The 7,449-nt window shown below is 65.3% G+C and carries 8 protein-coding genes and 1 other RNA gene; 7 read left to right on the forward strand and 2 right to left on the reverse strand.

Annotation, left to right across the window (positions count from 1 at the left end; translation table 11 throughout):
- Positions 1 to 206: 206 nt before the first annotated feature.
- Positions 207 to 1,838 (reverse strand): pseudouridine synthase, encoded by a 1,632-nt coding sequence (locus tag ABY403_RS11320; protein WP_372840922.1) that lies wholly within the window; start codon positions 1,836 to 1,838, stop codon positions 207 to 209.
- 108 nt (positions 1,839 to 1,946) lie between these two features.
- On the opposite strand from ABY403_RS11320, the gene ABY403_RS11325 reads away from it, so the two are divergent.
- Complete coding sequence (locus ABY403_RS11325) at positions 1,947 to 2,399, forward strand: nucleoside deaminase (RefSeq protein WP_372840923.1); 453 nt, start codon at positions 1,947 to 1,949, stop codon at positions 2,397 to 2,399.
- A gap of 89 nt (positions 2,400 to 2,488) precedes the next feature.
- Here ABY403_RS11325 and ABY403_RS11330 read toward each other — a convergent pair whose 3' ends face one another.
- On the reverse strand, positions 2,489 to 3,184 hold the full coding sequence (locus ABY403_RS11330; protein ID WP_372840924.1) for a metal-dependent hydrolase: 696 nt from the start codon (positions 3,182 to 3,184) through the stop codon (positions 2,489 to 2,491).
- Positions 3,185 to 3,377: 193 nt separating this feature from the next.
- Here ABY403_RS11330 and gatC point away from each other — a divergent pair, with 193 nt between their 5' ends.
- The 6 genes from gatC (at position 3,378) to rpmG (ending at position 7,254) form a co-directional block, all read left to right on the forward strand.
- Positions 3,378 to 3,665 (forward strand): Asp-tRNA(Asn)/Glu-tRNA(Gln) amidotransferase subunit GatC, encoded by a 288-nt coding sequence (gatC, locus tag ABY403_RS11335; RefSeq protein ID WP_372840925.1) that lies wholly within the window; start codon positions 3,378 to 3,380, stop codon positions 3,663 to 3,665.
- Positions 3,662 to 5,149 (forward strand): Asp-tRNA(Asn)/Glu-tRNA(Gln) amidotransferase subunit GatA, encoded by a 1,488-nt coding sequence (gene gatA, locus ABY403_RS11340; RefSeq protein ID WP_372840926.1) that lies wholly within the window; start codon positions 3,662 to 3,664, stop codon positions 5,147 to 5,149. Before gatC ends, gatA begins: the two co-directional genes overlap by 4 nt.
- Positions 5,150 to 5,178: 29 nt before the next feature.
- Positions 5,179 to 5,892, forward strand: coding sequence for a hypothetical protein (locus tag ABY403_RS11345; protein WP_372840927.1), 714 nt, complete (start codon positions 5,179 to 5,181; stop codon positions 5,890 to 5,892).
- Positions 5,893 to 5,946: 54 nt separating this feature from the next.
- Positions 5,947 to 6,480: a hypothetical protein gene (locus tag ABY403_RS11350; RefSeq protein ID WP_372840928.1), complete on the forward strand. Its 534-nt coding sequence runs from the start codon at positions 5,947 to 5,949 to the stop codon at positions 6,478 to 6,480.
- 63 nt (positions 6,481 to 6,543) lie between these two features.
- Positions 6,544 to 6,948: RNase P RNA component class A (gene rnpB, locus ABY403_RS11355), an RNA gene on the forward strand.
- A 138-nt stretch (positions 6,949 to 7,086) separates the two neighbouring features.
- On the forward strand, positions 7,087 to 7,254 hold the full coding sequence (rpmG, locus tag ABY403_RS11360) for a 50S ribosomal protein L33 (protein WP_028719409.1): 168 nt from the start codon (positions 7,087 to 7,089) through the stop codon (positions 7,252 to 7,254).
- The last annotated feature ends 195 nt before the right edge of the window (positions 7,255 to 7,449 follow it).

The raw sequence follows: 7,449 nt of genomic DNA on the forward strand, positions 1-7,449 counted from the left end.
GGAAGATACCCGGCCCCCTTGTTATAGGCGCGGCGGGGCCATGTTGCCAGCAATTCAACCATTTCCGTCGGGTACGACAGTCGGATGCCTGTTTCCGATCCGCAGCAATTACCCCGCAGCAAATTGTGCCGCGCGGCAATCCGGGCGCGAGGGCGGCTAGGCTGGGTAACTCTGCGCTATGGCGCGCCGCAGCCCGCTTTCACTGCTCAGCTTTTGTCGCGCGGTCCGGGCTTGCGACCGGGTTTCGGGCCGCCCCGGCCCGCTGGCGGCTTACCGCCCGGCGCGCCACTGTGCGACTTGAAGCCAGAGGCGCGCCCGCCGCCAGCAGCCCCACCACCATGCGATTTCGACCCCGCCGCGCGCGGCTTGGCCGGGCCGCGGCCCGCAGTCGAAGCGCCGCCAAAGGGCGCTTTCCCGGGCGCACCGCGCGGCTTGCCGCCAAAGCTCTTACGCTCGCCGCCTTCGCTGCGCGCGCCGTAAGGTTTCTTGTCCGCAGCGGCACCCTTGGGCGCATAGGGCTTGCGCTCGCCACCTTCACGCGGTGCGTAAGGTTTCCGCTCGCCACCCTCGCGCGGTGCATAGGGCTTGCGCTCGCCACCTTCGCGCGGCGTGTAGGGCTTCCGCTCGCCCCCTTCGCGCGGTGCATAGGGCTTGCGCTCACCACCCTCGCGCGGAGCATAGGGCTTGCGCTCGCCACCTTCGCGGGGTGCGTAAGGTTTCCGCTCGCCACCCTCGCGTGGCGCGTAGGGTTTCCGCTCGCCACCTTCACGCGGGGTGTAGGGCTTGCGCTCACCATCCTCGCGCGGTGCGTAAGGTTTCCGCTCGCCACCTTCGCGTGGCGCGTAGGGCTTGCGTTCGCCACCTTCGCGGGGGGTATAGGCTTTGCGGGCCGGGTCACTGCTGTCTGCGCCAGCCGCGTGCGATTTGAAGCCCGCGGCGCGCGCGCGCGGCTTGCGCGGTGCGTCATCGGCACCAGCATCGGCGGGCCTGCCATCTGGCGACTTGCGCAGATACGGGCGCTTTTCGCTGCTTTCAACCGGCTCGCGCGGGCGGCGGAGCGGTTTATCGGGCGCCGATTCATCGCCCGTCAAAAGCCGCTCGCCCAACTGCTCGCGCATGATCTTGCGCTTGACCTCGACCACATCGCCGGGCTGCATGTCATTCAGCCGGAATGGCCCGTAAGACACCCGTATCAGCCGGTTCACGGTCAGCTTGATCGCCTCCATCGCGCGGCGGATCTCGCGGTTGCGCCCCTCGCGGATACCCACGGTCAGCCATGCGTTGGCACCTTGCTGCCGGTCGAGGCCGATTTCCATCGGCAGAAACTCTTCGCCGTCGATGGTGATGCCCCGCCGCAGCGGATCGAAAGTCGAATCGTCCGGCCGCCCATTGACCCGCGCGCGATATTTGCGCAGCCAGCCGGTCTCGGGCAGCTCCAGCCGCCGCTTCAAACCGCCGTCATTGGTCAACAGCAAAAGCCCTTCGGAATTGAGGTCAAGCCGCCCGACGCTCATCACCCGCGGCATCTCTGCCGGCATCGTGTCGAACACCGTCTGGCGGCCCTTTTCATCCTTCTCGCTGGTTACGAGTCCCAGCGGTTTGTAATAGAGCCAGAGCCGCGTTTCTTGCGGCGCATCGATCGGCTTGCCGTCAAGCGTCACCCGGTCGGAAGGGGCGACGTCAAGCGCGGGGCTTTTGATCACGGTGCCGTTCACCGCAACGCGCCCCTCGAGGATCATCTTCTCCGCATCGCGGCGCGACGCGATGCCTGCACGCGCCATCACCTTGGCAATACGCTCAAGGCTCGAGGTCTCGGGGGCGGGCTTTTCGGCGGGCATCGGGCAGCTCCTCAGGTGGCGGGCGGCAGCAAAGCCTGCTACATAGAGCCAGTCGCGGCAAAGGGAAAGCGCATTGCACAAAGGCCGGGCGATAGGCAAAGAAGCGCCATGGATCGGTTTCGCAGCTACATGGAAGACGCCCTCGCCCAAGCCCGCGCCGCAGGCGCGCGCGGCGAGGTGCCGGTGGGTGCAGTGGTGGTTTCACCCGACGGGCGGGTGATTGCCGCCGAAGGCAACCGCACACGTGAACGCGCCGATCCAACCGCACATGCCGAGATTCTGGCGCTCCGCGCCGCCTGCGCCGCCGCAGGGTCCGAGAGGTTGCCGGGCCATGACCTCTATGTGACGCTAGAACCCTGCCCGATGTGCGCCGCGGCGCTTTCTTTCGCGCGGATCGCGCGGCTCTACTATGGCGCGGCCGATCCGAAATCGGGCGGCGTCGCGAATGGCGCGCGGGTCTTTGCCCACCCTCAATGCCACCACGTGCCCGAGGTCTATGACGGCATATCCGCCGCAGCCGCGGAAGACCTGCTGCGCGACTTCTTCGCGGCGCGGCGCTAGATCATCTGCTTCAGGCCAAATATCCCCGCCGGAGGCTTTTTCGGCCCGCAAGGCGCGCTCCGCGGGGGATATTTGGCCTGAAGCAGTTTTCAAAGCGTGATCGGCACCAATACCTCGGGCTCGATCAGGCTTACTCCCGGTGGCAGACCCGCGCGCAGCGCCTCGGCGTTTTGCGCGAGAATCGGAAATGTGCGGTAGTGGCAGGGGATGACGGTGCGAAACGCGAAATACTTGCGCGCGGCGTAGGCGGCGCGCGCCATGTCCATGGTGTAATGACCGCCGCAGGCCAGAATACCGATATCGGGGGCATGGTATTCACCCATCCACTCCATATCGGCCATGATGTCGGTATCGCCCGATACATAGATCGTGTGGCCCTCGCCCGCGATCATGTAGCCCGCCTCGCGCCCCGCATAGATCGGGCCTGCCGCGCTTGCGATCGATGAGGAATGGCAGGCGTTCACCATCGTCACCGCGGCGCTGCCCGCGGTGATGGTGCCGCCCTTGTTGAAGCCGATGCCGGTGATGCCTTCGCGTTCGGCCCACCAGTTGATCAGGTCGTAGGTGCCGGCGATGGGAATGTTCTTTTCCTTGGCGATTGCCACCGCGTCGCCGATGTGGTCGCCGTGCCCGTGGGTGATCAGGATATGCGTGGCCCCGTCGATTGCCTCGGCGCGGCGCGCGGCGGGGAACATAGGGTTGTCGCCGAGCCATGGGTCGATCAGCAGCACCGCTTCTGCGATCTCGATACGAAAGCTTGAATGACCCAGCCATGTGATGTGCATCGTGCGCTCCTTCAGTTGCGGGCAGAATTGGCCTGATGGTTAAGGATACCACGCCGAGCAGATTTTGACCGCCTGAACCGGGCTGCGCTTGGCCAAGGTGGCTTTGCTTATGGGCACCAAAGGGGCGGCGCGGGCTTGCAGGGCGCGGCCCGCGCCGTTAAACCCGCTCCAGCCAATTGACGGAGCCCGCCCCATGGCCATCGACATCGACACCGCCCGCAAGGTCGCGCATCTGGCGCGCATTGCGGTGCCTGAAACCCGCCTGCCTGCATTGGCCGAACAGCTTTCGGGCATTCTCAGCTTCATGGAGCAACTGAACGAGGTCGATGTAACGGGCATCGAACCGATGACTTCGGTCACGCCGATGCGGCTGAAGCGCCGCGCTGATGTCGTGACCGACGGGAACATTCAGGCCAGCGTCCTGAAAAACGCGCCCGATGCGCGCGAAGGTTTCTTTGCCGTGCCGAAGGTGGTCGAATGAGCGCGCTCAACACCCTTACGATTTCCGCCGCCCGCGACGCGTTGCGCGCAGGCGAGATCACCTCGGTCGAGTTGACTGAGGCCTGCCTGACTGCCATCGAAGGCGCTGGCGCGTTGAACGCCTTTGTCCACCAGACGCCCGAGATCGCCCAAGAGCAGGCGCGCGCTGCCGATGCACGCCTGGCGGCGGGCGATGCGCCCGCGCTCTGCGGTATTCCGCTGGGTATCAAGGATCTGTTCTGCACCAAGGGCGTGCCAAGCCAGGCCGCCTCGAACATCCTCAAGGGGTTCAAGCCCGAATACGAATCGACCGTGACGCAAAACCTTTGGGATGCGGGTGCGGTGATGCTGGGCAAGCTGAACATGGACGAGTTCGCCATGGGCTCCAGCAACGAAACCTCGTGCTACGGCAACGTCGTGAACCCGTGGCGACGCGGCAATGACACAACGCCGCTTACCCCCGGCGGCTCGTCGGGTGGTTCGGCATCGGCGGTCGCGGCGGATCTTTGCCTTGGGGCCACCGGCACCGATACCGGCGGCTCGATCCGCCAACCCGCCGCCTTTACCGGCATCGTCGGCATCAAGCCCACCTATGGCCGCGTCAGCCGCTGGGGCGTGGTGGCCTTTGCCTCGAGCCTAGATCAGGCCGGGCCGATGACCAAGACCGTGCGCGATGCGGCGATCATGTTGGGCACCATGGCCAGCCATGACCCGAAAGACAGCACCTCGGCTGATCTGGCGGTGCCGGATTTCGAGGCGATGCTGACCGGCGACATCCGTGGCAAGAAGATCGGCATCCCCAAGGAATACCGCATGGACGGTATGCCTGCCGAGATCGAGCGGCTTTGGGCTGATGGCGCGGCGATGATGCGCGATGCGGGTGCCGAGATCGTCGACATCAGCTTGCCGCACACCAAATACGCACTGCCCGCCTATTACGTTGTGGCCCCCGCCGAGGCGTCATCGAACCTCGCGCGCTATGACGGGGTGCGCTATGGGCACCGGGCGAAGCTCGCCGCAGGCGACGGCATCACCGAGATGTACGAAAAAACCCGCGCTGAAGGTTTCGGTGCTGAGGTGCAGCGACGCATCATGATCGGCACTTATGTGCTGAGCGCGGGCTTTTATGACGCCTATTACAACCGCGCCCGCAAGGTGCGCGCCCTCATCAAGCGCGACTTCGAGCAGGTGTTTGCCGCCGGGATCGACGCGATCCTGACCCCCGCCACGCCGTCGGCCGCCTTTGGCCTTGGCGAAATGGCCGATGCCTCGCCGGTCGAGATGTATCTCAACGACGTGTTCACGGTGACGGTCAATCTGGCCGGTCTGCCGGGCATCGCTGTGCCCACGGGCTATGACGCAAAGGGCCTGCCGCTGGGGCTGCAACTGATCGGGCGGCCTTGGGCCGAGGGTGATCTGCTGAATCACGCCTATGTGCTGGAGCGCGCCGCAAGTTTTTCGGGCAAACCGGCGAAATGGTGGTAAGGGGCGCCCGGAACGATCGGAGGGCGAACATGAGCGGATCTCGGGGCAAGGCGGCGATTGGGCTGGCGGCGGTGCTGTCACTTGGCGCTTGCGCGAACGAGGTGCCCGATCGCGCGGCGGGCGTGGGCTTTGGTGATTACAACGCCTATCTGGCCCAGCGTGAAGCGGTGCTTCAGGGCACCCAGCCGATGCCGCAGGCGGTAACACCGCCCACGGCAGCTGCGGTGCTGCCCACAACCAGCGCGCCTGTGGTCACGGGCGAGCCGTTGAACCCGATGGGTGCTGCGCTTACGTTGGAGCCTGCCACGGCAACCTCCACGCCGACTGCTGATGAGGCTGTCGCCGGGCACGCCCTCATTTCGGACGAGCAAAACTTCGAGGCGGTGGCCGAGCGCGAAACGATCCAGTCAGACGCTGAAAGGCTTGCAGCAAACCGCGCGGCCTATGTGCAACTGCCCGCAGAACCTTTGCCCGAGCGCACCGATGCGGGCGGGCCAAACCTTGCCGCTTACGCGCTGGCCGCGCCGAACCGAAAGGGTGAGGCGATTTACAACCGCATTGCGCTCAAGTTCGTCGATCATGACCGCGCCTGCGCCAAATACGCCTCGCCCGATCTTGCGCAGACCGACTTCCTTGAAAAGGGCGGGCCAGAGCGCGACCTTGGCAACCTCGACCCTGATGGCGACGGTTTCGCCTGCACCTGGGATCCGACGCCGTTCCAATCGGTGCGCGCCGCACCTTGAAGGTTGGCCCCGGCCGGGTGCAGACTGGTCCGCGCCGTAACCGAGGGGGCGCAAATGAGCCGCTATGACGAACTGCGCGCGGGCTTTGCCGCGTACAAGGATGCCGAAAACGCCTTTTGCCGCGAAAACGAGCGGCTGGCGGAGCTGATCGTCGGCGGTCTACCCGAGTGGCTTGGGATGCCCGACAGCTTCACCTCGGAATCCGAGGTGATCCGATACCTCGGATTTTACCGTGTCGAGGACGATGACGAACCCGACAGCGAAGGCAACGAAGTTCCGTTTCTGCATGATGCGCTGATTCACGTGACCGACGGCAGCTTTCGCTTTGGGCTGGGGCTGCTGCTGGAACGCGGGCCCGAGGTGCTGCCCAAGCAGAACGTGGTGGTCGCGATTCATTGCCACCGCCACGGCGATATGGTGACGGTCAGCATCGGCGACCGCGAGGTGATCTGCCGCTTTGACGGTGCCGAATGCCCCGATGTCGAGAAGGTGCACGCCGCGCTTTTCGATCTTTTGCGCGATTGGTTGAAGCGGCGCCCCGGCGAAGCCGCGGCAAGCCGCAAGATCGGCTTCCGGCTGGTGAAATAGGCGCGGCTGCGGCCCGCCTTCCTTGTTGACGTGGAGCCGGGGCAGGGCTATCTCGACCCCCGCGCGGATGGCCGGATGGCCGCGAGGCGGGGCAACCCGTCGCGAGGAAAGTCCGGACTCCATGAAGACACGGTGCCGGGTAACGCCCGGCCGGGGCAACCCGAGGGAAAGCGCCACAGAGAAGAGACCGCCTGCCGCCTGGCGCGCAGGTAAGGGTGAAACGGTGGGGTAAGAGCCCACCGCGGGACTGGCAACAGAACCGGCATGGCAAGCCCCACCGGGAGCAACGCCGAATAGGGGCCTCGCGCGGGGGCTGGTCGGGGCAACCCGAGACCGCCCGCAAGGTACTTCGACCCGAGAGGCCCGGGTTGGCGGCTAGATCGCGTGGGTAACCGCGCGGGCAGAGGAATGGTCATCGAAGGGGGGCAACCCCCGGAACAAGATCCGGCTTACAGGCCATCCGCGCACCTACACCGCCCCGCCCGGTTTCGGCGGAAATTTGCACCCCCGCGAGGCTTTCGCGGTTGACTCTGCCCGGCGGCCAAGTAAAAGGCGGGCTTCAAGGATTTCGTGGGCGCCCCGCCGCCCGCTTCTAGGAGACTGAGAATGGCGAAGCCGACGACGATCAAGATCCGTCTGAACTCGACGGCGGGCACCGGGCACTTCTATGTGACCAAGAAGAATGCCCGCACCATGACCGAAAAGATGGCCGTGAACAAATATGACCCGGTCGTGCGCAAGCATGTGGAATACAAGGAAGGCAAGATCAAATAAGATCGCCTGACCGATACCGGGACAGTATCAAGGCCGCGCCGTTCTGGCGCGGCCTTTTGCATTCCGGGTGTAACACGCGTGATAAGGTTGGCAGGCTATTGATTCACAAAGCATATTTGTGAGCCGTTAAGGATTTGGAAAGGTGTTTGGAGAGGGCGGGCGCGGGGCGCCAGTGCCGCCAGCGCCACGCCGCGA

It is taken from the genome of Phaeovulum sp., from assembly GCF_041596715.1.
Classification (GTDB): Bacteria; Pseudomonadota; Alphaproteobacteria; order Rhodobacterales; family Rhodobacteraceae; genus UBA6213.